This is a genomic window from Polyangium fumosum (genome assembly GCF_005144585.1).
Classification (GTDB): Bacteria; Myxococcota_A; Polyangia; order Polyangiales; family Polyangiaceae; genus Polyangium; species Polyangium fumosum.
Genome location: NZ_SSMQ01000001.1, coordinates 260816 through 284174 on the forward strand (window position 1 = coordinate 260816; position 23359 = coordinate 284174).

At 69.9% G+C, this 23359-nt stretch carries 19 protein-coding genes; 11 read left to right on the forward strand and 8 right to left on the reverse strand.

The genetic code is table 11. The features are described from left to right. Positions 1-224: 224 nt before the first annotated feature. Positions 225-1556, forward strand: coding sequence for a S41 family peptidase (locus E8A74_RS01035; protein ID WP_136926986.1), 1332 nt, complete (start codon positions 225-227; stop codon positions 1554-1556). Here E8A74_RS01035 and E8A74_RS01040 read toward each other — a convergent pair. From E8A74_RS01040 to E8A74_RS01060, 5 genes are all read right to left on the reverse strand, one after another. Continuing rightward, positions 1553-2812, reverse strand: coding sequence for a hypothetical protein (locus E8A74_RS01040; RefSeq protein ID WP_136926987.1), 1260 nt, complete (start codon positions 2810-2812; stop codon positions 1553-1555). The two genes, E8A74_RS01035 and E8A74_RS01040, sit on opposite strands and share 4 nt — an antisense overlap. Beyond that, complete coding sequence (locus E8A74_RS01045; protein ID WP_136926988.1) at positions 2809-4524, reverse strand: glycerol-3-phosphate dehydrogenase/oxidase; 1716 nt, start codon at positions 4522-4524, stop codon at positions 2809-2811. The genes E8A74_RS01040 and E8A74_RS01045 overlap by 4 nt, the downstream gene beginning before the upstream one ends. 67 nt (positions 4525-4591) lie before the next feature. After that, entirely contained in the window at positions 4592-5302 is a 711-nt protein-coding gene (locus E8A74_RS01050; RefSeq protein WP_136926989.1) for a glycosyltransferase family 2 protein, read from the reverse strand. After that, positions 5302-6630 carry a protoporphyrinogen/coproporphyrinogen oxidase gene (locus E8A74_RS01055; protein WP_136926990.1) on the reverse strand — a complete coding sequence of 443 codons (1329 nt, stop codon included), beginning with the start codon at positions 6628-6630 and terminating at the stop codon, positions 5302-5304. Before E8A74_RS01055 ends, E8A74_RS01050 begins: the two co-directional genes overlap by 1 nt. A 95-nt stretch (positions 6631-6725) precedes the next feature. Next, positions 6726-8357, reverse strand: a complete 1632-nt coding sequence (locus E8A74_RS01060; RefSeq protein WP_136926991.1) for an N-acyl-D-amino-acid deacylase family protein — start codon at positions 8355-8357, stop codon at positions 6726-6728. Between the two features lie 32 nt (positions 8358-8389). Between E8A74_RS01060 and E8A74_RS01065 the strand changes: the two genes are divergently transcribed. Together E8A74_RS01065 and E8A74_RS01070 are read left to right on the forward strand one after the other, a co-directional pair. Continuing rightward, positions 8390-9559, forward strand: a complete 1170-nt coding sequence (locus E8A74_RS01065; protein WP_136926992.1) for a hypothetical protein — start codon at positions 8390-8392, stop codon at positions 9557-9559. 137 nt (positions 9560-9696) lie between these two features. Then, positions 9697-11685: an aconitase family protein gene (locus tag E8A74_RS01070; RefSeq protein WP_136926993.1), complete on the forward strand. Its 1989-nt coding sequence runs from the start codon at positions 9697-9699 to the stop codon at positions 11683-11685. 4 nt (positions 11686-11689) lie between these two features. Here E8A74_RS01070 and E8A74_RS01075 read toward each other — a convergent pair whose 3' ends face one another. Beyond that, entirely contained in the window at positions 11690-12964 is a 1275-nt protein-coding gene (locus E8A74_RS01075; protein WP_136926994.1) for a response regulator, read from the reverse strand. A 204-nt stretch (positions 12965-13168) separates the two neighbouring features. Here E8A74_RS01075 and E8A74_RS01080 point away from each other — a divergent pair, with 204 nt between their 5' ends. The 5 genes from E8A74_RS01080 (at position 13169) to E8A74_RS01100 (ending at position 16566) form a co-directional block, all read left to right on the forward strand. Next, positions 13169-13402, forward strand: coding sequence for a TIGR04563 family protein (locus E8A74_RS01080; protein ID WP_136926995.1), 234 nt, complete (start codon positions 13169-13171; stop codon positions 13400-13402). Beyond that, positions 13399-14307 carry an alpha/beta fold hydrolase gene (locus E8A74_RS01085; RefSeq protein ID WP_136926996.1) on the forward strand — a complete coding sequence of 303 codons (909 nt, stop codon included), beginning with the start codon at positions 13399-13401 and terminating at the stop codon, positions 14305-14307. The genes E8A74_RS01080 and E8A74_RS01085 overlap by 4 nt, the downstream gene beginning before the upstream one ends. Continuing rightward, positions 14304-15389 carry a hypothetical protein gene (locus E8A74_RS01090; protein ID WP_136926997.1) on the forward strand — a complete coding sequence of 362 codons (1086 nt, stop codon included), beginning with the start codon at positions 14304-14306 and terminating at the stop codon, positions 15387-15389. The genes E8A74_RS01085 and E8A74_RS01090 overlap by 4 nt, the downstream gene beginning before the upstream one ends. Positions 15390-15454: 65 nt before the next feature. After that, positions 15455-16168 carry a sensor histidine kinase gene (locus tag E8A74_RS01095; protein ID WP_136926998.1) on the forward strand — a complete coding sequence of 238 codons (714 nt, stop codon included), beginning with the start codon at positions 15455-15457 and terminating at the stop codon, positions 16166-16168. A gap of 11 nt (positions 16169-16179) precedes the next feature. Next, positions 16180-16566 carry a YbjN domain-containing protein gene (locus E8A74_RS01100; RefSeq protein WP_136926999.1) on the forward strand — a complete coding sequence of 129 codons (387 nt, stop codon included), beginning with the start codon at positions 16180-16182 and terminating at the stop codon, positions 16564-16566. Positions 16567-16574: 8 nt separating this feature from the next. On the opposite strand, the gene E8A74_RS01105 is transcribed toward E8A74_RS01100, so the two are convergent. Further along, positions 16575-17810: a formylglycine-generating enzyme family protein gene (locus E8A74_RS01105; RefSeq protein WP_136927000.1), complete on the reverse strand. Its 1236-nt coding sequence runs from the start codon at positions 17808-17810 to the stop codon at positions 16575-16577. Between the two features lie 73 nt (positions 17811-17883). On the opposite strand from E8A74_RS01105, the gene E8A74_RS01110 reads away from it, so the two are divergent. Next, positions 17884-18840, forward strand: coding sequence for a prepilin peptidase (locus tag E8A74_RS01110; protein WP_232379329.1), 957 nt, complete (start codon positions 17884-17886; stop codon positions 18838-18840). After that, positions 18825-19286, forward strand: a complete 462-nt coding sequence (locus tag E8A74_RS01115; RefSeq protein ID WP_136927001.1) for a YXWGXW repeat-containing protein — start codon at positions 18825-18827, stop codon at positions 19284-19286. The genes E8A74_RS01110 and E8A74_RS01115 overlap by 16 nt, the downstream gene beginning before the upstream one ends. On the opposite strand, the gene E8A74_RS01120 is transcribed toward E8A74_RS01115, so the two are convergent. After that, positions 19193-21331 (reverse strand): prolyl oligopeptidase family serine peptidase, encoded by a 2139-nt coding sequence (locus E8A74_RS01120; protein ID WP_136927002.1) that lies wholly within the window; start codon positions 21329-21331, stop codon positions 19193-19195. The genes E8A74_RS01115 and E8A74_RS01120 overlap by 94 nt on opposite strands. Before the next feature lie 309 nt (positions 21332-21640). Here E8A74_RS01120 and E8A74_RS01125 point away from each other — a divergent pair, with 309 nt between their 5' ends. After that, positions 21641-23281, forward strand: a complete 1641-nt coding sequence (locus E8A74_RS01125) for a S41 family peptidase (protein ID WP_170228766.1) — start codon at positions 21641-21643, stop codon at positions 23279-23281. The last annotated feature ends 78 nt before the right edge of the window (positions 23282-23359 follow it).

The following is a 23359-nucleotide window of genomic DNA, read 5'->3' on the forward strand; positions in this document are numbered from 1 at the left end:
CCCGATGAGCGCCCCGAGCCACGTTCAGGCGCGCGAACATAACCGAACATGGCCGGTTGGACAAAGCAACGCGCCGTTGCTTGGGACGAGCTTCTCCTTGGCGCGCCTGGATTTTGCTCTCCCAGGCGGGGGCGCGCCACGAACGGGGGCCCCTCGCCCGGCTCCGGGCCCCGTCCACCAGGCCCGTGATCCAGGCCGCGGGCTGCTATGGTCGGAGCATGCGCATGTCCGTTCCCCGATGGCTCCGGACCGCCGGCCTCGTGCTTGCCGCCTTCGCCGGCGGCGCGGTGACGAGCCAGGCCGTACACGCGAGGAACCAGTCGAGTAGCCCGTACGACCCCTTCGACCAGCTCTCCTGGGTCCTCGTGCTCGTCGAGAACCACTACGTCGATCCAGCCCAGCGAAATAAAATCGTCGAAGGTGCGATCAAGGGGATGGTCGCCGAGCTCGATCCCCACTCGGCGTACATGACCCCGCAGGAGTACGCGCTCTTCCAGAGCGACACCGAAGGGAAATTCGGCGGTATCGGCGTCGAGGTCGACTTCCGCGACGAGCGCGTGATGGTGCTCGCGCCGATGGAAGGCTCGCCCGCCGCGCGCGCCGGCATGAAGCCGGGCGACGAGATCGTCGCGATCGAGGGCAAGCCCGTGCGCGGCGAGCGGCTCGAGAAGATCATCGGGCTGATGCGTGGTCCCGCGGGGTCACGCGTGCGCATCACGCTGCGCCGGCAAGGCGTCTCGGAGGCGATCCAGCTCGACCTCGCGCGCGAGGAGATCCACGTGGCGAGCGTGGTGGGCAAGCGGCTCGACAGCGACGTCGCGTACCTGAAACTGCGGCAATTTCAGGCCGGGACGCACGACGAGCTTCTGCGCGTGACGGCGAAGCTTCGCGCGGAGAGCACGCGGCCGCTGCGCGGCGTGTTGCTCGACATGCGCAACAACCCCGGCGGGCTCGTCGACGAGGCCGAGGCCATCGCCGACGAGATGCTCGACGCGGGGGTCATCTACACGACGCGGCATCGAGGCAAGGTGATCGACGAGGTGAAGGCGAACAGCGGCGGCGCGCTCGCGGGCCTGCCGATCGTGACGCTCGTGAACGAGTACTCCGCGAGCTCGTCGGAGCTCGTCGCAGGCGCGTTGCAGGACAACCGGCGCGCGTCGGTGATCGGGTCATCGACGTTCGGCAAAGGGAGCGTGCAGACGATCTTCGATCTGCCGGGCGGCGCAGGGATGCGGCTGACGACGATGCGGTACTACACGCCGAGCGGTCGATCGATCCAGGCGCAAGGGATCCAGCCCGATGTGCGCGTCGAGGCGAGCCGGCCGCTGCAACCGGGCGAGGTGGTGCGCGAGAGCGATCTCGACGGGCATCTGTCCGCGGAAGCAGGAGGCGGGACCGCGAACACGAACGTGGCGCGCGGGCCGATCGTGCGGGCGACCGCCGACGATACGGGGCCGGCGCGCGACGTGCCGGCGGACCCGACGAAGGGCTCCGATTTCGTGCTGGCGACAGGCTACAAGATGCTGATCGAGAAGCTCGGCGCGGCGCCGCGTTAAACCGGCTGAGCAGCGGCGTGGCCCGCGCGCAGGCCCGAGGCGACCGCTTCGAGCAGGGTGCGCGGGCGAGCCGCGAGGACGTCGCCCGCGGCGAAGACAAAAAGCGCGGCGCGGCCGCCGGGCGCGTGGATGCCGACAGCCTCGAGCATGGAGGGCGCGGCGTCCTTGGGCCACGCGGTTTGATCGAGCTCGGGGCCGTGCATGGAGGCGACGACGTCGAGCGGGCCTCGCGCGAGCGCGAGCGCGACGGGCGCGTCGATCGAGAGCGCGAAGGGGATGGCGCCACGCGCAGGGAGATCCTCGCCCGCCCCGTGCTCGGGTGGTTCGTAGACGATGCCGCCGCCCGCGACGCCGCCCATCGCGATCACGGCGGCGTCCGCGGCGATCTTCGTGGTGTCGCGCGCACGCGTGAGGAGGAGCCGATCGCCGTCACGGACGAGCGATACGGCGCGATCGACGATGCGCTGCACGCCGAGCCTGTCGAAGAACTTGCGTTGCGCCGCATCGAAGCGCAGGCCCGCGGCGGAGCCCACGCCGACGAGCGCTTCGCCGACGGAGACACGGGCACGCTCGGAGAGCTCTTCTGCACGGGCCGCGCGCGCGCCGAGCCAGGAGCCGAGCAGCACGGCGGAGGCGGGTTCGTCCGGGTGAAGCCGCGCGTCGGCCGTGAGCGCTTCGCGCAGGCGCTCGGCGAGCCAGCCGATCCGCGCGGGGTCGTCGTGCCGCGCCGCGAGGTCGCCGTCGGAGATGCGCGCCTCGTCCGCGAAGCGCAGGATCGATGCGTCGATGGCCTCGAAGCGAAGGCCCGTGCGGCGCGCGAGCGGGTCGTCGGAGAGCGTCGCGGCGATGGCGTCGGCGTCCCAGCCGGCGCGCGGGGCGCGGGGCAGAAGGACACGTTTGCCGCGGAGCGCCCCGAGATCGAGCAGGCCCTTGTCTCGGCCGCGCGCAGGGCGCAGCCGGCCCGCGATCGTCGCGACGAACGGCGGCGGCGCCCGATCCGGGAGGTCCCAGATGCCGAGCGCATTCGAAAACGCGACGACCTCCGGAGGCAACGTGTGGAGCTCGATGGGGCTTCCGAGCACGCGCGCGGCGTGGATGCGTTCTTCCCAGGGGACGTCGTCGACAGCGCCTCCGCCGAGCGAGCTCGCGCCCGCGCCGGCCGAGACGAGGACGATGTCGGCGCCGCTGTTTCGCGCGGCAAACGCAGCCGAGAGGCCGGCAACCCCCGCGCCGAGGACGAGGACGCGGCGGCTCACGCGGCCTCGCCTTCGTCGATGTCGCGCACGTCGACGCCGAGCTCGGCGCGGACCGCCGCGATCGCCAGCGCTTCCTGCTGCGCCTGCTCGGGCCCGAGCGCGACGGCGCGCGTCTGCGCCTGGCGCGCGAGGAAACGCGCCGCTTGCTGGAGGCCCTCGCGCGGCGGGAGGTCGAGCTCCTGCGCCACGATCTGCCCGCACCGCGCGGCGCATCGCATGCCGCCGCACGCGCCCATGCCGAGCCGCGTCCGGCGCGCGACGTCGGAGACCGAGCGGGCCCATTCGGTCCGCACGACGTGCCGCACCTCGGCCTCGGTCACCGGCTCGCACGCGCAGACCGTCGCCGCCTCGCGCGGCCGCTCTTGCACACGCTCGGCGATGTGGAGCGAGCGCGAGCCGTGACGGAAGACGAGGCGACGCGCCGCGACCGGATCGATCTCCATGCGCGCGGCGAGCTCGATCGCGTCGACGGGCTTGTCGCCGCCGGGCAGCGGTCGCTCGTGCGTGGCGCAGCGCGCGCCGATGTCGAAGCGCGCCGCGAGGACGTCGGTCATCTCCTCGGCGAAGATGCGGTAGCTCGCGAGCTTGCCGCCGATCATCGAGTAGACGCCCGGCGCGTCGTGCGCGGCGTGGTCGATGATCTGGTGCTCGCGCGAGAGCCGATCCTCGTGCGGGCCGTAGGCGTAGAGCGTGGGCCGCACGCCGGCGTAGGTGCCGATCGCGCGCGCCGTGTGGATCTGCGGGAAGACACGCGCGACGCCTTGCACGAGGTAGCGCACCTCCTCGCTCGTCGCGCGGACCTCGTCGAGGTCGCCGTAAAAGTCGTCGTCGGTCGTGCCGACGATCGTCATGTTCTGCCAGGGCGCGACGAAGATCTGCCGGTCGTCGATGGTCTGCGCGGCGACGGCATAGTTCAAAAGCCGACGGTCGTAGACGATGTGGATGCCCTTGCCGGGGCGGACGCGCGCGCGCGTCGGTGCGATGCGGCCGAGCGAGGCGGTGATCGGGGCCCACGCGCCCGTCGCGTTGATGACCGTGCCCGTGCGCAGCTTGCCCGTCCCGCCCTTGCGCCGATCGCGGTAGTGGACGGCGACGACCTCGCCCGTGTCCTCGCGCCGCTCGATGCGCTCGACCGTGCAGCCGACGAGGATGCGCGCGCCGCGCTCGCCCGCGTCCACGGCGTTCGCCGCGCAAAGCCGCGCGCCGTCGATGCCCCACTCGTCGAAGCTGATGCCGCCGACGATGTTGCCGCGCAGCCCCGGTTCGAGCTGCTGCATCTCCTCGGCCGTGAGCAGCGCGTGTTTTTTGCCGCGCTTGAGCGGCTGGTAGCGGTCGTACGCCTCGAAGAAGGCGTCGATGAGGGCGAACATGATCCTCGCGCGGCCCTTGTTCTCGACGGGCATCAAGAACGGGACGCGGTGCAGCATGTGCGGCGCGATGCGCTGGATGTAGCCCGAGTCGCGGCACGAGGTCGCCGTCACGTTCGGGTCGTTCAGCATGTACCGCGGGCCGCCGTGAATGAGGCCGCTGTTGTTGCCGCTCGCGCCGAAGGCGAGGTCGTTGCGTTCGATCAGCGCGACGCGGAGGCCGCGCATCGACGCGTCGCGGGCGACGCCGGTCCCGTTCACGCCGCCGCCGATGACGACGAGGTCGACGTCGTGGTCGGATCGTCGAGGCTCTACCTTTGCGGAACTGTTGACGGGACGCGGCATGGTGCGCGTCATAGCACGCCGCGTCGCGGGTCGCAGAGGCGCGCGAGGGGCTCGCGCGGCCCGAGGACTAGCCCTTGATCCGGATCGCCCAGGTGAGCTTCGCGAGGCTCTTGAGCACGTTCGGCACGCGCTTGACGAGGTTGATCGAGGGGGGACGCTTTTCCTTCACGCGGACGGGGATCTCCTGGATCGAGAGGCCCGCGCGGTAGGCGCGGATCACGAACTCGCTCGCGAAGACGTCCTTCTCGACGACACACGCGCGCGCGATCGGCAGGAGCGCTCGCCGCGTGAACGCCTTGAGTCCATGTGTGTCCGTGCCCTGGAAGCCGAGCGTCACGCGGAGCAGGCCGTTGTAGAAAATGCTGGCCGCGTGCCGGGCGAGCGGTCGTTCGTCAGCCGAGCCGTCGAGGAGCTTGGAGCCGATCACCATGTCGACGGAGCCGGCGTCGAGCCGCTCGACGGCGCGGCGGTGGAAATCGGCGTCGCAGAGGTCGATTTCGTCGCAGATGATGATCTCGCCGCGCGCCTCCTCGACGATGCCGCGCCGGAGGGCGCCGCCGTAGTTCGGCTCGCCGAACGAGAAGAAGCGGACCTCGGGGTATTTCGCGGCGAGCTCGGCGGCGATCTCGACCGTGCGGTCGCGCGAGCCATTCTCGGCGAGGACGATCTCGTAGGACCAATCGAAGGGGCGCAGCCGCTCGCGCAGGTCGACGACCGCGGCGTGCAGAATGGCCTCCTCGTTGTAGACCGGGATGACGATCGATATCCGGGGATCCATCAGGGCTCCTTCGCCGCCCCTCCGCCGAGGGAGGAGATCGCCTTCGCCGCGGCATCACGGCCGAAACGCAGGGCGTCCTCCATCGACGAGTAATTCCATCCGCCGTAGCGGCCCGCGGTCACGATGCCGTTTCCTTCGAGGAACGGCAAGACGACCTCCAGCGATTCGAAATACGCGTGGTCGAAGATCACGTACGCGTGGTCGATGCGGCGGACCCGCGCGAAGCGGATCTGCTTCGGCGAATCGATGAGCCGCATCTCGGTGAGGCCCTCGGCGACGCGGGGCAAGAGCGCCGGGAGATCCGGCTCGCTGCGGTCCGCGAGCTCCACGTAGAGGCTCGCTTTGCCGGGCGGCGCCATTGCATCGGAGAAGTTCGAGTAACAACCGACCCGGTAAAACGGATACTTTTCCTCGGGCACGTACACCCAGTGGAGCGGCTCTCCGCAGGGGCCGTCGAGCGCGACGTCGAGGTAATACAGGTGCGTGCAGCGCAGGCGCCGCGCCGCTTCCACGACGTTCGCCGGCGCGCCCGCGAGGCGCTCGACGAGCACGGGCAAGGGCGCCGTGGAGACGAGCACGTCGTACGGGACGGTCTCGTCCTCGAAATGGAGCTCGCGCGCCTGAACATCGATCGACGCGGGCGCACGGCCAAGCTCGATCCGCGTCGGCAGGCTCTTCGCCATCCCCTCGGCGAGCTTGCCGATGCCGAGCCGCGGATAGACGAACCGCGCGTTGTACCCGAGCTCCCGGTCGTTCAGGCCCACCGCGCCCGCGAGCACGTCTTCGAGCTTCGGCAAAGGCACGAACCGCGAGCACCACGCGGCCGTGATCTCCCGCGGCGAGACGCCCCAGAGCCGCGTGTTGTAGGGGATCATGAAATGCTTGCTGAACCCCTCGCCGAAATGCTGGAGGCAAAACTCCTCGAAGTTCTTCGGCGCGGGTTTGTCGGGGTTGTGATGCGCCCGGACGAACCCGTGCAGGCATTCGTAGGCGACCTCGGGCGGCAGGCCGTAGGTGTTCGCCTGGAAGGGATACCGGGTGTAGGTGCCGTGCGACCAGATGCGCGAGCGACGCTCGACCTCGACCCAGTCCTCGCCGATCCAGCCGAGCGCGAGCGCGCGCAGATCCGGCTCGCGCAGGTGCAGGAGGTGGCCCGTCCGATCGAAGCGGTAGCCCTCGTCCTCCAGGGTGATCGCATGCCCGCCCGGCCGGCCGAGCCGCTCGAAGAGGCGATGCGACGTGCCCGCGCGGCCGAGGTGGAACGACGCCGACATGCCAGTCAGGCCAGCGCCCAGGATCGCGACGGGGGTGCGGGGAGAACGAATCATCCGGTCGAGTCGGAAATCCCCGCCGCCAAACCGCAGGGAGCGCCGGACTCTAGCAGGCCTTCGTCGGACCGGGAGAGGCGTTCCGCACGATCCGGCTAGCGCCGGCGCAAGACGCGACCGCGCGGCCGGTCGAGCCGCATCGCGCCACGATCCACGACGACGTGGCCGCCGAGGACGACCTTGTCGATGCCGACGGGCGGCGCGTTCGGGCCGCCCTCGCCGACACGGAGCGGATCGAAGAGCACGAGATCGGCCGCATGGCCGGGCGCGAGGCGTCCGACGCCCGGCAGGCCCACGCGCTCGGCGGGGAAGGAGGTCATGCGGCGGACGGCCTCTTCGAGCGAGAAGAGGCCGAGATCGCGGCTGTAACGGCCGAGGACGCGCGGGAAGGTGCCGAAGGAGGCGGGGTTGTGGAAGCGGCCGCGGCGCGTGAGGATCGCGTCGGTTTCGAAGGCGCAGAGCCGGTGCGAGAGGACGGCGCGGAGGGGTTCTTCGTCGGTGTCGTCGCCGGAGTAGGTGCCGATGAGCACGCGCGCCGCGCCCGAGCTCTCGCGCGAGACGTGGACGTACGCGTCGAAAGGCGAGACGCCGAGGCGGCGCGCGATCGCGGCGATGTCGAGGCCTTCGAGCGGCTCGAGCGAGGCCTTGCCGCCGCCCCAGGTGACGGTGATGTCGGACCAGTCGAGGCCAAGCGCGAGGCGGAACATCGCGAACTCGCGACGGAGGCGCGCGAGGACCTTGGGGTCGCGGATGCGCTCCTCGAAATGGTCGAGCACCCACGCGGGCAGGATCGCGTTGATGGTCGTGTTGCCGACCGTGTAGGGGAACGCGTCGAAGGCGACGTCGACGCCGGACGCGACGGCCTCCTCGATGCGCCGGAGCACGGTGGGATAGGTGCGCCAGGTGCGGCGGCCGATGAAGATCTGGTGCGAGAGCTGGAGGCGCGCGCCGCCGCGCTTCGCCGCGATGACGAGCTCGTCGACGGAGCGCACATTGTGCGGCGCGCCGAGGAGCATCGGCTTGTAGAAGGGCGAGATCCACACGTAGGCGCGGCCGTGCACCGTGAAGATCGCGCCTTCCTCGGCGACGACGTTGCAGAGCGAGGCGAGCTCGTCCGATGGCGCGAAGACGCCCGGCTTGTAGGCGAGGCCCGCGGAGAGGCCAAAGGCGCCTTCCCGCAACGCGTCGCGCGTGGCGCGCCGGAGCGCGTCGAGCTCGTCCGGCGCAGGCGCGCGGGGCGCGTTGCCCATGACCGACTGACGGATCGTCCCGTGCCCCGCGAGGAACGCCACGTTGAAGGCCACGCCGCGCGCCTCGATCGCGTCGAGCATCTCGGCCGTCGAGCGCCACGCGTAGGGAAATGCGCGGTCGCGCAGGATCTCCGAGGAAACGTCGGCGAGGCGCGTGGAATCTTCCGTGACCGGCGCGAGCGAATGCCCGCAGTTGCCCACGACGAGCGAGGTCACGCCCTGGCGCAGCATCGGCGCGAGGATCTCGCCGTGGTCGTCGAGCGGCAGCAGCCAATCCGCATGCGAGTGGATGTCGACGAAGCCGGGCGCGACCACGAGGCCGCGGGCGTCGAGCGTCGCCTTGCCCGTGATCGCCCCGGGGACCGTCAGCGCTGCGACCTGGCCTTCCTTGATGCCGACGTCGGCCGCGAAGCGTGGCCTGCCCGTGCCGTCGATGACGTCGCCGCCGCGCACCACGAGGTCGAATTCGTCGGTCATCTCGGGCAGGTTACCACGCTAGGATAGGCCTCGTGCTTGCCGTTGCCCTTGTCGTTTGCCTCGGCCTCGCGGCCGTCCTCGTGCTTGTTTTGCTGGGGCTCGGGCGCAAGCAGGACGCGGAGCGCGCCGAGCTCGATCGACGTTTCCTCGCGCTCGGCCAGGCCCTCGGCGCGGAGAGCGAAGGCGGCGCGCTGCGCGTGACCGCGCAGGGACAGCCGTTCGTGTTGCGGCTCCGCCATGGGCGTGGGGGAAGGGCGGAGATCGAGGTCGAGGCCACGGGGAGCGGCGCCGCGGCGCGGCTGCCGATCGTGATCCGGCGCGAGACGTCGGTCGACATGCTCGGCAAGAAGCTCCGGATCAACCGCGAGGTGCAGACGGGCGACGCCACCTTCGACGCCGCGGTGTACGTGGAGTCGGACGCGCCGGATGGAGACGTCGAGCGCGTGCTCGGCGAGGCGCGCGTGCGGCAACGTGTCCTCGCGCTGCTCGACGCCGGCTTCTCGTCCGTCGCGATCCACGACGGCGGCGGCAAGCTGCTCGCCGTGCGGGACGCGGGCGAACGCTTCGATGACGGCGCCTTGCGCACGGCGTGCGGCGAGCTCGGCGCGATCACGGAGGCCTTGCCGGCGCCGAGCGCGAGGCCCGGTCCGCCGGCGCTCTGGCTCGCCGGGCCGGTCGCGGCCGTGGTGTCCGTCGTGCTCGCGTTCGTCGGGTTTTACCTGCTGTCGTGGGCGCGCGGCACGTACTACCCGCTCGGCAGCAGCGCGACGATCGTCGGCGCAGCGCTCGGGCTCGTCGCGTGGCTCTGCGCGCTCCCGCTCGTGGGCGTGCTCGTGCGCGGCCGCTCGGTGAGCTTCCGCCTGTTCGGCGCGTGCTTTTGTTTCTTGCTCCTCGCCATGCCGCTCTCTGGCGCGGGCACCGCGATCGCCATGAACGGCCGCATGGATGCGGCTCCGCCGACGTGCCTCGAGGCGCGCGTCTCCTCGAAAGGATCACGCACATACAAGACGAGCACGTCGTACTTCGTGCACCTCGACGGCCTGCCGAGGGAGGCCGCGCCCGTCGAGCTGCCGGTGCAGCGCGAGCTCTACACGTCGCTGCACGAGGGGCAGGATGTGTTCGTGGAGGTTGGGCGCGGCCGCTTCGGCTGGGCGTGGCTGAAGGGGATCCGGCTCGACGATGTCGACTGCGGCGGGTGGTAGATGCTTTCGTGCCACGACGCGTCAAGGTGCGCGAAAAATTTGCGGAAAGACCGCATTGGATCCCGCCTCGGGATCGGGATAAATCACCGGGACGGCGCTGCAGTTCCCGTCTTTCGCCGAGGGAGGTCGAGAGGAACATGCCCATCCCCCGTCGCACATCGGTCCGCCCGAGCGGACGCACCCTGTACCTGACCGAGGATCCCGAGACGCTGCGCGCGCAGCTCGGCGGAGGTTCGATCGCGTTCGACCCCGAGCGCCACGCCCTCGTGAACAACATCTCGACCGACGAGCTCACACCGGGCTGGGTTTGTTACTACTACGACGAGACGCTCGCCCGGTACTGCCTGGTCGGCCTGCGCGGCGGGCTCATCGAGCGCGACGCCATCAAGAACGGCGGCTTCGGCGTGATCGTCAGCGGCCGCTCGAAGGGCTGCGGATCGTCGCGCGAGACGGCGCCGTACTCCGAGCGCGAAGCGGGCATCCAGATCGTCGTCGCCAAGAGCATCGAGAAGATCTACGGGCAGAACTGCCAGAACATCGGCCTGCTCACGACCACGGACTTCAGCGTGCTCGACCGCGTCCAGCGCGGCGAGGAGATCCCGATCTCCGAGTTCACGCGCGGGCTCGACCCGATCAGCCGCGACGTCGTCGAATACGGGGGCCTGTTCACGTACAACAAGGCGCGCCTCGCCGGTGAAGTCTCGCCGCCGACGCTCGACACCCCGGCGCGGCCGATGACGCTCTGCGAGAAGATCCTCGCCTCGCGCGCGATCGTCGACGCGAGGACGGGCGCGATCGGCGTGAAGGCGGTCAAGCCCGGCGACTCGCTCTTCGTGCGCACCGACGTCCGCTTCTCGCACGAGTACGTCACGCCGATGGCGGAGTCGCTCTTCCGCGCCGGCTTCGGCCCCGACGCGAAGGTCGAGGCGCCGGAGAGCGTGTACGCGTTCCGCGATCACCTCACGTTCCTCGACCTCGTGATGTCCGAGGCCCACAAGAAGATGGGCCTCAAGGAGCAGGCCGCCTCGCTCGCCACGGTGCAGGAGGCGTTCACCCAAAAGCACCGCGTCAAGCTCTACGGCGAGGTCGTGCGCGATGGAAAAACCGTCGGATCCGAGGCGATTTGCCACAACAAGGTGATCGAGGAGATCGCCCTGCCCGGGCAGGTCGTGGCGGGCACGGACTCGCACACGTGCATGGCCGGCGCGCTCGGATGCTTCGCGTTCGGCGTCGGCTCGACCGACATGGCGAACGCCTGGCTCACGCGCGACATCCGCGTCGCCGTGCCCGAGTCGGCGCGCTTCAACCTGCACGGGAAGCTCCGCCCCGGCGTCACCGCCAAGGACGTGATGCTCTACCTGCTCTCGCAGCCGTTCTGGAAGAGCGGCGAGGGCATCGGCAAGGTGCTGGAGTTCGCGGGCGATGGCGTGCGCGCGATGGGGCTCGACGAGCGCGCGACGCTCACGAACATGGCCGTCGAGGCGGGCGGGTTCACGGGCATCATCGAGGCCGACGAGGTCGTCGTCGAGTACCTGGTCAAGCAACGTGGCCTCGACGCGGACACGGTGCGCGCGCAGATCGTGCGGGCCGACGAGGGCGCGACGTACATGGCCGTCTTCGACGTCGACCTCGGCGCGATCGAGCCGATGGTCGCGACCCCGGGCGACCCGCGCAACGGCGTGCCTCTGCGCTCGCTCACCGAGGTCGCGGGCGGCGACGTGAAGATCCACGTGGCCTACGGCGGCTCGTGCACGGGCGGCAAGAAGGCGGACATGGACATGTACGCCGAGGTGCTCCGATCTGCGGTCGCGCAAGGCAAGCGCGTCGCCGACGGCGTGCACCTCTACATCCAGTTCGGCTCGCAGGACATCCGCCGTTATGCCGAGCAGAAGGGCTACATCGAGATCTTCGAGCGCGCGGGCGCCGAGCTCGTCGACCCTTCGTGCGGCGCGTGCATCAAGGCCGGGCCGGGCGTCTCGTTCACCGCGGACGAAGTCACGGTCTCTGCGATCAACCGCAACTTCCCCGGGCGATCGGGCCCCGGAAAGGTCTACCTCGCGAGCCCGCTCGTGGTCGCGGCGAGCGCGATCGCCGGGCGGATCGTCGAGCCTGCGGCGATCGCCTGATCGCCTAGCTCCCGCCTCGTGACGACTTGATCACCTGCTCGACCTCGAGCCCGCGGAAGGTGCCTCGCATGGCCGCCTTCTCGGCGGAGAGGTCGGGCTTCGGGGAGGTGCGCATGCGCGTGGACGACCGCTCGGACGGGGGCTGCGTCGGCGTGGGCGTCGTGCGTTGATCGAAGCTCGTCAGCGTGCTCGTGAGCTCCTCCGGCGCCGGCGCCGTTGCGACCTTTCCGCTCGTCGTGGTGCCCATGCGGATCCCGGCCGCCGTGTCGCCGAGCTTGAGCCCCGCGACCGACTCCGCGATCCGCGCCCCCGCGATCGTGCTGGCGAGCCGCAGCCCCGCTGCCGTGTCGCGCAGGAACTTCCGCCCCGCGGCCGTATCTTCGAGCCGGAGCCCCGATGCCATCTCGCCGAACCGGAGGCTCGCCGCCGCGCGCAGCCCTGCGATCGACTCCGTCAGCTTCAGGCTCGCCGCCGTCTCGCTGAAGAGCCGCTGGCTCGCCTCGATCTCGTGCGCCAGCCGATCGCTCGGCTCGGTCTCGTTGAACGCCGCGATGAGCAACGCCCCGAGCTGCTGCGCGTCCGGCGGCGCCGGCATCGGCTCCCGCGGCACGAATCCGAACTGTGTCCCTGACCACGTGAGCGCCGCTTTGAGGGCTTCGAGCGGGGAGATGCTCGCCTGGTCGAGCGTCCCGCCGACGATCACGCCGGAGGCGATGGACATGGCGAGGCGGCTCGGGCTCGTGGTGCTGGAGAAGCGCAGCTCGCCGCTCCGTTGTTCGATTTCCAGGGCGCCGAGCACGCTGGCGATCGACATTTTCGTGGGGTCGCCGAGGACCGCGAAGGACTCGCCGTCGCTCGCGGGGGGCAGGATCGACTGGCCGCGTTCGAGCTCGCGGATTCGCTCGCCCATGGCGATCATGGCGTTCACCTGGGCCACGAGCTCGGCGGGATCGATGGGGGCGGAGAGCACGACGTCGGCGCCGCTGGCGAGCACGGCGAGGCGCGTGGATTCGTCGTCCGACGTGGTCAGGACGACGAGCGGCGTGTAGGCGACGCGCGTATCGTGGCCGCGGATCACCGAGGCGAGCTCCAGCGCGTCGGCGTCGGGCAGATCCAGCGAGGCCACGATCACGTGGGGTTCGAGGGCGCAGGCGACGTTGAATCCGGCCCGCGCCGTGGCGGCCGAGACGACGTCATACGTATCGGACGGCAGCCCCTCGACGAGCGCCCGGTAAGCGGAGAGATCCGCATCCACGACGAGCACGAAATCGCCCGACATGAAGCGAACCTACCATGCCGGCTGACGCGAGCGGAGCGTCCGTGCGTGGACGGACGCAGGGTTCGGCGGAAGGTAAGATTTCAACGTTTTCAATGTGGGGAAGGCCACTGCGAGAGCGTGAGCTTGCTCCCGCGGCGCTTCCTCGTGCATCCCGCGTGCGCTAAGGTATTCCCTTGTAGCTCTAGCTCACGCCTTCGGGGAGCCATGAACGACAAAGACACGCTGGCGAAGAACAACGAGGCGTCGAAGACCGACAAAAGGAAGCAAAGTCTCTACTTTCCGGAGTCGATGCTCCAGGAGATCAAGGAAGAAGCGGCGCGGCTCGATCGGTCTTTGTCGTGGGTGGTCCAGCGCGCCTGGAAGCTCGCCCGGCTCGAAATCAAAAAGCTGCCGAGCGTGAACGAGGTCGGTGAAGGCGAAGAGGATCTCGGCGATTGACGACGAGCAGTTTGCCCCCTCCTTCGAGCGGGAGCGCCCCCCAGACCGCCTCGTTCGCCACGGCCCCCGACACGACGCGCCTCTTCGTGCGGCGAAGGCGGGGCCCCTCGGATCTCACGGTTCTTCTCTCCGACGGGATCGCCTGCGACGGCTTCATCTGGAAGTACCTGTGGGACGACCTCTCCTCCGTGGCCAGCGTCGCCCACTGGAACTACCGCGGCCACGGCCGTAGCAGCCTGCCCGCAGACCCCAAGTGCATCGAACTCGCCGACCACGCGCGCGACCTCGACACGGTCCGGCGTGCCGTCGCCGACCCCGAGGTCGTGCTCGTCGGCCATTCGATGGGCTGCCAGGTCTCGCTCGAGGCCTACCGGCTCCGGCCCGAGAAGGTGCGCGCGCTCGTCCTGATCTGCGGCGCGCCGGGGCGCATCACCCACACGTTCAAGGGCACCGACGTGCTCGCGCAGATGCTGCCGAAGCTCATCGCGCGCGTCGACGCCCACCCCGAGATCGTGCGGGCGCTGTGGGGAAGGGTGCCGGCCGAGGCAGCCCTGCGCCTGGCGATGCTGACGGGTGAAATCGATCGGTCGATCCGTCCCGAGGACGTGATGCCGTACCTCAAGCACATGGTCGACATCGACGTGTCCATGTTCCTGCGGATGCTCCGGTCCGCCGGGGATCATTCGGCTTCGGACCTCTTGCCGAAGGTGAACGTGCCCGTGCTCGTGGTCGCGGGGGATCGCGATACCTTCACGCCGCCCCGGTACGCCGAGGAGATGGCCGCCGCGCTGCCGCACGGAGAGCTGCTCATGGTGAACGGCGGCTCCCACGCCGTGCCCATCGAGCGCCCCGATCTCGTGCGCGACAGGATCCAGCGTTTCCTGCGCGAACGCGTGCTCGCGTGAATCCCCGTCCCCTTGGGGGCGTGCTCTCGCGGATCGCCGCGACGGCGCTCGTCCTCGGGGCTTGTGCGCGGGAAGGACAACCGCAGCCCACGGAGGGCGGCGATCCGCAGGCCCCTGCGAAGGCCACGCCGTCCGCCGTGACCGCCACGAGCATGACGCCCGCCGCGAGCGCGGCTCCAAGGCCCGCGCCGAAGGAGCTCGACGTCGAGGCTGATCCCGTGCGCCGCGAGCTTCTGCACGCCCCGATCAAGTCGGTCGCGCTCGTCGGCTGGAGCCGGCCGGGGATGTTTGGCGTCACGCTCGAACGGCGAGACCCGCCCCGCTTGGCGCCCGCGCTGCTCCTGCTCGCCCTCGCGGAGCACCCCGTCGCGTACCGCGGCAGCCTCGCGTTCGAGCGGCTCGCGCGGGCGCTCGGCATGCGCGTGGTCCCCGCGGCCGTGCTCCGGCGCATCGGCACGGGCGAGCTCGGCGCCCTCTTCGCGGGCCAGCGGGATCTCCGCGACTACCTCTCGCTTCACGCCGCCGTGCAGAACGACGGCACCGTCGACGCCTTGATGTTCGCCCCCGGCCGCGGCGACGGCCCCGGCGCGTGGGCCTCGCCAGCCGGCCACAACGTCACGCTCGACCACTCCCTCGAAGCCGAGACCTGGGCCCGCTGGGCCGCCTCGCCCGACCCGCTCCCCGGCGAACGCACCGCGCTCCTCGCCGACTACGTCGAGACCCTCGTCCTCGACTACCTCACCGGCCACGTCCTGCGCCGCGCGGTCCACTTCGACGACGTCGCTGGGGCGATCCACCTCACCGACAATGCCGCTGCGTTCCCGTCGAAGGTCGATCCTCGCGCGCTCGACGTCCTGCTCTCGCGCCTCCGCCCCGTCGCGCGTTTCCCGCGCGGCTTGCAGCAGGCCCTCCTCGCGCTCGACCGGGACCACGCGCGGGACTTGCTCGCGTCCGGCCCGTTCGAGACCTGGCTCGTCTCGCCGCGCACCCTCGTGGACCTCGACGAGCGCAGAAAGAGCCTCCTCACCCTGATCTCGGCCCGCGTCGCCGAGCGCGGAGAGCCCGCGGTCCTCTCCTTGTAAGATTTTTCCGGGATCTTTCATCGTTTTCGTGCCCAAAACGAGGTTTCGCGGTATCCTGGCCGACCATGTCCGACCCGGGCGGTGATGCATCTCTCGAGGAGTTGATGGCCGTGATGGCGCACGATCTCAACAACCCCATCGCCGCGCTGATCACGAACCTGAGTTTCGTCGAAAGCTCACTCGCGCCGGGGACGGGCACGGAGGCGGTCGAGGCGCTGGGCGACGCGCAGATGCTTTGCGATGTCTTGCGGCGCCTCACCGGCAACCTCGACCTCGTGGCGCGTCGAGGCGGGCCTCCTTCGGGCGCGGCCGCGGCGTGTGACCTCGTCCTGTTCGGGCGGGAGGCGCTCGGCCGGCTCGGCAAGCAGGCTGCGGCGGCGGAGGTCGATCTCGTGTTGGATCCGGCGCTCCGGCACGGCGAGGTCATGGTGCGGTGTGATCGTGGGCTCTGCGCGCGGGCGATCGACAACCTCATCGCGTTCGGGATCGAGCGCGCGGCGCCGCGGACGGCGCTCGTCCTTTCGGCGGCGCGCGACGGGGCCGAGGCGCGCGTCGAGGTCCGTTACACGCCGCGCTCGTACCACACGGTGGATCCGCCGCCCACGGGCGCGCCGCCGGCGCAACGCCGGAGGTACATCCAGGCGACGTATGGCCGGGGGCTCTCGATCTACTGCGTCCGCGTCGCGGCGACGTTGCTCGGCGGCCGGCTCGACACGACGCACGAGGAGGATGGCCGGGCGCGGCTCTGTCTCGTCGCATCTTGCCCGGAAGAACGCTAGGCTCCGTCGCGATGGACGTCGAGACGGTCCGCGGTTGGCTCGAGAGGCTCGATTACGAGGTCAAGGACGAAGGTCCGAAGACGCTGCGCGTCTTCCCGCGGCGGCCCGGCAACGAGTCGCTGCCCCCTTACTTCATCCAGTGCAGCGAGCACTGGCTCATGCTCTCGCTCCTGCCCGTCCTCTCCTCGCGCATCCAGCCCTCACCGGAGCTGCCGCGCCGGCTCCTGCTCCTGAACCGCGACATGCGCATCGCGAAGTTCGCCCAGGGCAACCAGGGCGAAGTGGTGCTTTGCGCGGAGCTACCGACCGAATCGCTCGACTTTCCGGAGTTCGCCGACGCGACCGAGCGGCTGGTGAAGTACTTTCACCACTATCACGATTACCTCGCGTCGCCCTGACGCGGCCTTCACTTCTGCGTGATCACGACGCGCCCGTCGTCGCGGTAGGTCACGTTCCCTGATTCGCCGCGACAATCCCAGCACGTCGCCCAGAACAACCGTTTGCGCACGTATCCATTGAAGCCGAGCGCGATCGGGCCTTTTTCGTCCTTCAGCACGAGCGTCGAGGCGATGCGGTATCGATCCCCCGGCAATCGATAAAACGCGACGACGAACGAATCTTTCGCGGCGCGGCCCGCGAGCACCACGATTTGCTCGCCGGGCACCGGGTTCCAGAGCAGCGGCGACGTCGTCAGCACCGTGTTCTGCGGCGGCGCGCCCGCGTCGCCCCGGGCGAGCACCACGTTCACGTCGTCGGGCTCCTTGAAGTACGTGATCTCCCGGTCGAGCGTGGAGAGCGCCGGCACCGAGGCGAACATCTCCGCGAGCTCCTTCGCCGGCAGCTCCACGCGCCGGTAGGTCTGCTCCCATTGCGGCGACGGGATCGTGGCCGCGTTCGGGGCGCCGCGGCAGCAACGGAAACCGAGATCCTGCGCGCTCGCGCCCGGGTCGATCGCCGTCCGATGCGCGCATCGATGATCCGGCCCGACGGCGCTGCCCTGCGCCCCGCGCACGGCCGCCGCGCGTGGCTGCATGTCCTCGATCGGCAGCACCTCGCTCGCTGTCCACTCCCGGTACGCCGCGCCCATCCCGAGCACGCCGAAACCCGACGCGCACGAGGCTGGCTCCTTCGCACACTTCGCATCCCACGAGGCGCTCCCCGCGTACGTCGTCCCCTCGGGCCCCTTGCAGGCGCGCTCCCATTCGAGCTCCGTGCAGAGCCGCCCCCCGGCTTGCTCGCAGAGCTCGGCTGCCTTCGCGCGCGACACGCCCGTGAGCGGCGGCTTCGTCGGGTCGTTTGGGTAGAGGTACCGATCGATCGCGTAGTCGCCGAGCTTCACCTCCAGCTCGGCGGGCTCGAGCACGGGATCACGCCCCTTGTCGCCGGGGGTCGAGCCGGCGATGAGGGCGCCGCCGGGGATGTCGACGCGCTCGCTCTTCGCGGCCTCGGCCTTCGAGGCGCTTGCGTCCGGATCGGCCTGGTTCTCGGCGGCTTCGAGCACCTTGCCCTTCGGCGAGAGCACGACGGGCGGCCCGCCGTCCGCGCTGCCCGTGGAGGAGCCGCTTCCGCCCGAGGTGCAGCCCGCGAGCGCGGCGAGGGCGCAGAGGAGCGCGAAGGAGGTCTCGTTTCCCGGAAATTTCATGCGAGGACGCCGGTTTATGCCAGACACGGCGCGCCCCGGCAAAGCCTCGCGCTATGCTGCGCCTCCCGTGCTGATGCTCGGCGACCTGCCCCCCTCGTTCCTGTACGGCTTCGCGCTGGTCTTCGGCCTGCTCTGGGGCAGCTTCCTGAACGTCGTGATTTACCGCGTTCCGCGCGGGATGAGCGTCGTCCGCCCCGCCTCGCGTTGCCCCGCGTGCGAGACCCCGATCCGCCCCTGGGACAACATCCCCGTCCTCGGATGGCTCTTCCTGCGCGGCAAGGCGCGCTGCTGCGGCGCTCCGGTCTCGCCGCGTTACCCGCTCGTCGAGGCGATCGGGGGCCTGCTCTCCGTGGCGATCGTGCACGTGATCCTCACGCCGCTCGACCCTACGACCTCGCTCGCGCGCGCCGGGGCCATCTACATCGCCGACCTCGCGCTCGCGCTTGGCCTCGTCGCGGCGGCGTTCATCGACCTCGAGCACATGATCCTGCCCGACGAGATCACGCTCGGCGGCGCGGTGCTCGGCCTCGCCACGGCCTCGCTGCGCGACCTCTCGTTCGTGGACTCGCTGATCGGCGCGGCCGTGGGGTTTGCCGTCGTGTGGCTGCCGTTCATCGTGATCTACCCGCGCTTGCGGGGCGGGGCGGGGATGGGCCTCGGCGACGCGAAGCTCTTGATGCTCTCGGGCGCGTGGTTCGGCTGGGGCGGCGCGCTCGTGGTGCTCTGCGCGGGCGCGGTGCAGGGGACGTTCGCGGCGATCGGCGTGCTCGCGGTGCGCGGCAAGATCGAGGAGCCGGAGGCGGTGCGGCTCGAGCGCGAGGAGATCCAGAAGGAGCTCGCGGCGATGACGCCGGAGGAGCGCGCCGAGGCTGAAAAAGAGCTCGCCGCGGACCCGCTCGCGGAGGAGGCGGGCGAGGGGCTCGGACAGGCGCGCGTCGCGTTCGGGCCTTTCTTGGCGCTCGCGACGCTGGAATACCTTTTCTTCGGCCGCGCGGCCGTCGAGGCGTTTTTCGGATGGGCCGGGGGCTGACCCTCCTCGTGCTCGTGGCGCTCGCGGGGTGCGGCGGCTCGCCGATCCCGCTGCCCGAGGTGGGCCCGCATGTGCGCGAGGCGCCGGTGCTCGTGCCGTATCCGCCGCCGGCGGCGCGCGTGGAGATCGTGCCGGCGCGTAAAGGCAAAAAGGAAGTCTGGATCGACGGGGAGTGGACGTGGGAGCGGCGGCGCTGGGTCTGGCGGCGGGGTCACTGGGAGGTGCCGCCGCCGAACAGTTATTGGGCGCCGCCGGTGACCGTGCGACAAGCGGATGGGTCGCTCGGGTTTTTCGGGGGCGGGTGGCGGACGAAGGGCAGCGGCGTGCCGATCGTGGAGCAGACGCCGTCGGGTCAACCCGCGCCCGCTGCGCCCGCTGCGTCCGCCGCGCCTGCTGCGTCCGCCGCGCCCGCGTCGAGCGGCGCGACGCCGAGCGCCCAGCAATAAAAGCTCAATTCGTCCACGTCCTGCTCGACGAGCGCCGTCCGCGTGGTGCCGCCGCCGTGGCCCGAGGCCCGGAGCGGCAGCAAGAAATACGGCCCGCCGAGCGTGTTTTCCGCCTGAAGCCGCGCGACCATTTTGAGCGGATCGTAGGGCGGCGCGAGCCGATCGTTGAGCGCCGGGACGAACGTGATCACGGGATACCGGCGATCGGAGCGCACGTTGTGGTACGGCGAATACCCGGCGAGATACGCGCCCTCGACGGGATCGTCGGGCGAGCCGTATTCGACGGTCGCCGAGCTCATGAAGCCGAATTTGGGAAATTGCAGCATGTCGAGCGTGGGCGCGCGGCAGAACACGGCGCCGAACGCCTCGGGGGCTTGCAGGGCGGTGACGGCGACGAGCACCCCGCCGTTGCTGTTGCCGCGCGAGGCCAGCCGGGCAGGCGTCGTGTAGCCTTCCGCCACGAGGAAGCGGGCTGCGGCGATGTAATCGTCGAACGCGTTTTGCCGCCGCGTCTTGATGGCGGCCTCGTGCCACGCGCGACCGTACTCGCCGCCGCCTCGAATGTTGGCGAACGCGAGCACGCCGCCGAGCTTCAGCCAAGCGGCGGTGACCGCGGTGAAGCGCGGCTGGAGCGAGATGTTGAATCCTCCGTAGCCGTTCAGCCGCACGGGCAAACGCCCGTCGCGCGGCAAATCCTTGTGGTGGACGATGAACATCGACACCCGCGTGCCGTCGGCCGATGAATACCACACCTGGTTGGTCGCGAACGCTGACGGATCGAGCCCGACGTCGGGCACGTGGTACGGCGTCAAACGGTCGGTCGCATAAGCATACCGATAATGCGAGGGCGGCTGCACGTACGACTCGAAGCTCACCCACACCTCGTCGCCGGTCCAGGCGCCGCTGACGCCGCTGACGACGCCGTCCCCCTCGTTGCGATTGACCGAGCCGAGCGCCGGCAGCACGAGCTCGCGGAGGTAGGCGCCGTCTTCGGCGTGGATATGGACGCGATGGGAGGCCGCATGGTTATACACGGCATAAAGCCGGCCACCCACGCCGACGACGGTTTGCAGCGTGTCCTCGTTTTCGGGCAGGATCGTCCGCCACTCCGTCGGCGCCGCGAGCGACGCGATGCACGCTCGTCCGCGTGGCGCGTCGAGATCGGTATGAATGAGCAGTGAATCGCCGATCACCTGCACCTGGTGGAGCGACCGCATCACGGGGGCCACCGGCAAGAGCACGTCGTCCGCGAGGCGCAGCAGCGAGACGACGTTGGCATGCACGAAGTCCCATTTCGAGAGCACGGCAAAACGACCGCACTCGCTCACCTTGACGGAGCACCAGTACTCCTTGTTGTGGTCGTCCCCGAAGACCCGGCGTGCCGGCGTGCTCGACCCGATCCGGTGCTCGTAAATGGCGTTCCAGTGCGCCTCGTCGCCCGCGGGCACCTCGCCCGGCGCAGGACACGCCGAATAAAAGAAGCCGGCTCCGTCGGGTCGCCACGCCAGCGACGCGTGGTCCGTGCCGCGGGGCCGATCGGGCAAGAGGCGCCCCGTCTCGACGTCGAGCACGTGAATCACCGCGCCGTGCGTGCTGCCCACGGCCTTCCCGAACGCGACCCGCGTGCCATCGGGCGAGGGCACCGCGAAGACGAGCGCCTCGTCGTTCGCCCACGTATTCGGATCGAGCACGGTTTCGAGCGGCGCGCCTTTCTCGCGCCGCATCAGGAGCTTGAGCTTTTCGTCCTCCGCATCCGCTTGCCAGAGGAACTCACGTCCGTTTGGCCCCGTGCGAATCGGAGGCGACAGCCGCGCATAGCGCGCGGAGCGCGTCACGGCGGCCCGTAGCCAGTCGCGCCCCGGCACCCCGTCGAGCACGCCGCGCGTGATGGCCTCCTGCGCGGCGATGAAACCTTGCGTCTCGGCGTCGTCGAGCCGTTCGAGCCAGGCGTACGGATCGTCGAAGCGCCTTCCGTGCAGCGTGAAGCCGCTCTCCGGATCACGCCGCGTCGGGGGACAGGGCAGCGCTTCATTCAGCTCTTTCATGCAGGTGGCCGCTTCATACCATCACGCGCCTCGCACGGGTTCGTCCGCTTCTCCGAGAGTGCTAGCGTGGGCGAATGAAACGTCTTCCTGGACCCCTGCTGGGCGTTTTCCTCGTCGCGTGTGGCGGTTCGGAGCCGAGCCCCGTGGCCGCCCCGACCCCCGCGCCCAGCTCGGCCTCGACAATCCGGAGCTCCAGCACGATACAAGCGTGGACACACCCTCCGAGGGGAGCTTTTATGTCGCCTCGACTTCTTCACTTGAAGGGAAGCAAGTTTCATGAATCGGACTGTCCTTTTTACGGCTGGCACAATGGCTGCCGCCTTCCTGTCGATTCAAGGCTGCTCTAGCGATCCGGCCGCGGGCCCTGGGCCCTCCGACGGGACCCCGGATGGAGGTGTCCCCGACGGCGGAGAGCCCGACGGCTCGCCGCCCGCGGGTGACTGTGATGCGCAAGGCGCGACACGCTGTGACGACGGAAAGGTCTCCACGTGCGAGCTCATCGGCGGCTCGCTGAACTGGAGCGGTGCCGCATACTGCCCCGACAATCAGATCTGCAAGGGGAGCGCGTGCGAACCGGCGACCGAGAAGCAGCAGAAGCAGGCCGCCGCTGTCGACCAGTACGCCGACGACCTCCGTGATTACACCGGCTACGACCAGGGGCTCGACTTCCCGGCGATGAAGAAGGAGGCGCGCCGCATTCTCTTCCTCGGCGACGAGTCCGACTACGCGCTCGCGAAGGCGGTGCGGCACGTGTTCCGAGGCGTGCCTCAGGGTCACACGTCCATCGGCTTCGGCCCGAACGACTGGTCGGCGTGCATGACGCGCGAGGCGAACGTCCCTCTGCGCGGTACCTCCTGGTACGGCGTCTGCGCGCGCGCGGCTGGCGACGCGTCGATCATCACGTTCGCGGCAGACAACAACCCGATGGGCCTCAAGCCGGGCGACCAGGTCGTCAAGGTGACCACCGCGAACGGCGATGTATGGCAGAGCCCCGGCTTCCTCGACCGCATTGGCCAAGAGCCGATCTGCGACGGCTCGCTGCCGTCGAAGAGCGCGCGCGACGACTACGCGGCGTCGAACCTCTTCGCGCTCCTCAACACGGGCGCGACGATCGATGTGATCGCCTCTGACGGGACCACGAAGACCATCACCGTGCCCGAGCGGACGGCCAACTATATCTCCTGCTTCGACGCCCTCCGCCGCCCGTCGCGGACCAAGCTGTTCGAGTCCTCGCAGCGCGCCGACGGCGTCGTCGTGATGATCGTGCCGACGCTCGGAAACCACGCCGATCATCCCTTCCCCCAAGATTTCACTGTCGAAAACTACCGAACGTGGGTCGCCGAGGGCATCGACCTGATCCGTAACGAGCTCCTCAAGTACAGCGACATCAAGGGGCTCGTTTGGGACATCCGCGGCAACGGCGGCGGCTCGCAAGAGCTTGGCATCGCCTTGATAGGAAGCGACTTGCTGGGCTCGACGGAAGGCGCGTTCGCCAACTGCTACGCGCGCGTGCCTGCCTCGGACCCGCCGGCTTTCACGACAGGCGAGGTGGAGTATCCGTTCCCCTACCAGGCCTTCGCCGACGAGCCGCTGCCGTCGGTCGGCTTCACCGGCAAGCAGGTCCTCCTCGTCGACGGCACCGCGTACAGCGCTGCCGACTGGATGGTCCACGCCGCGAAGAAAGCGGGAATCATGATCGTGGGCCACGCCTCGGCTGGGGCCTACGGCTACTCGACGGGCGACTCCTACGTGACGAAGCACATCGCACCTGCCGAGGGCGTGCACGCCGGGATCCTCTCGTTTATCTCCGGCGCGCACTGCGTGGACACGGCGACCGGCGAGTCGATGGAAGGCAACGCGCCCATCGACGTGGTGGTCGACTTCAAGGCGTCGGATCTCGCGGCCGGGATCGACACACAGCTCGAAGCTGCTGCTGCTCTCGCCAAGTGAGCTCGTTCTTCGTGCGCATCACCGCCTGAGCTCGGCGAGGAGCCCGAAGGTGACCTCGGAGGTCGGTCGGACCTTTAC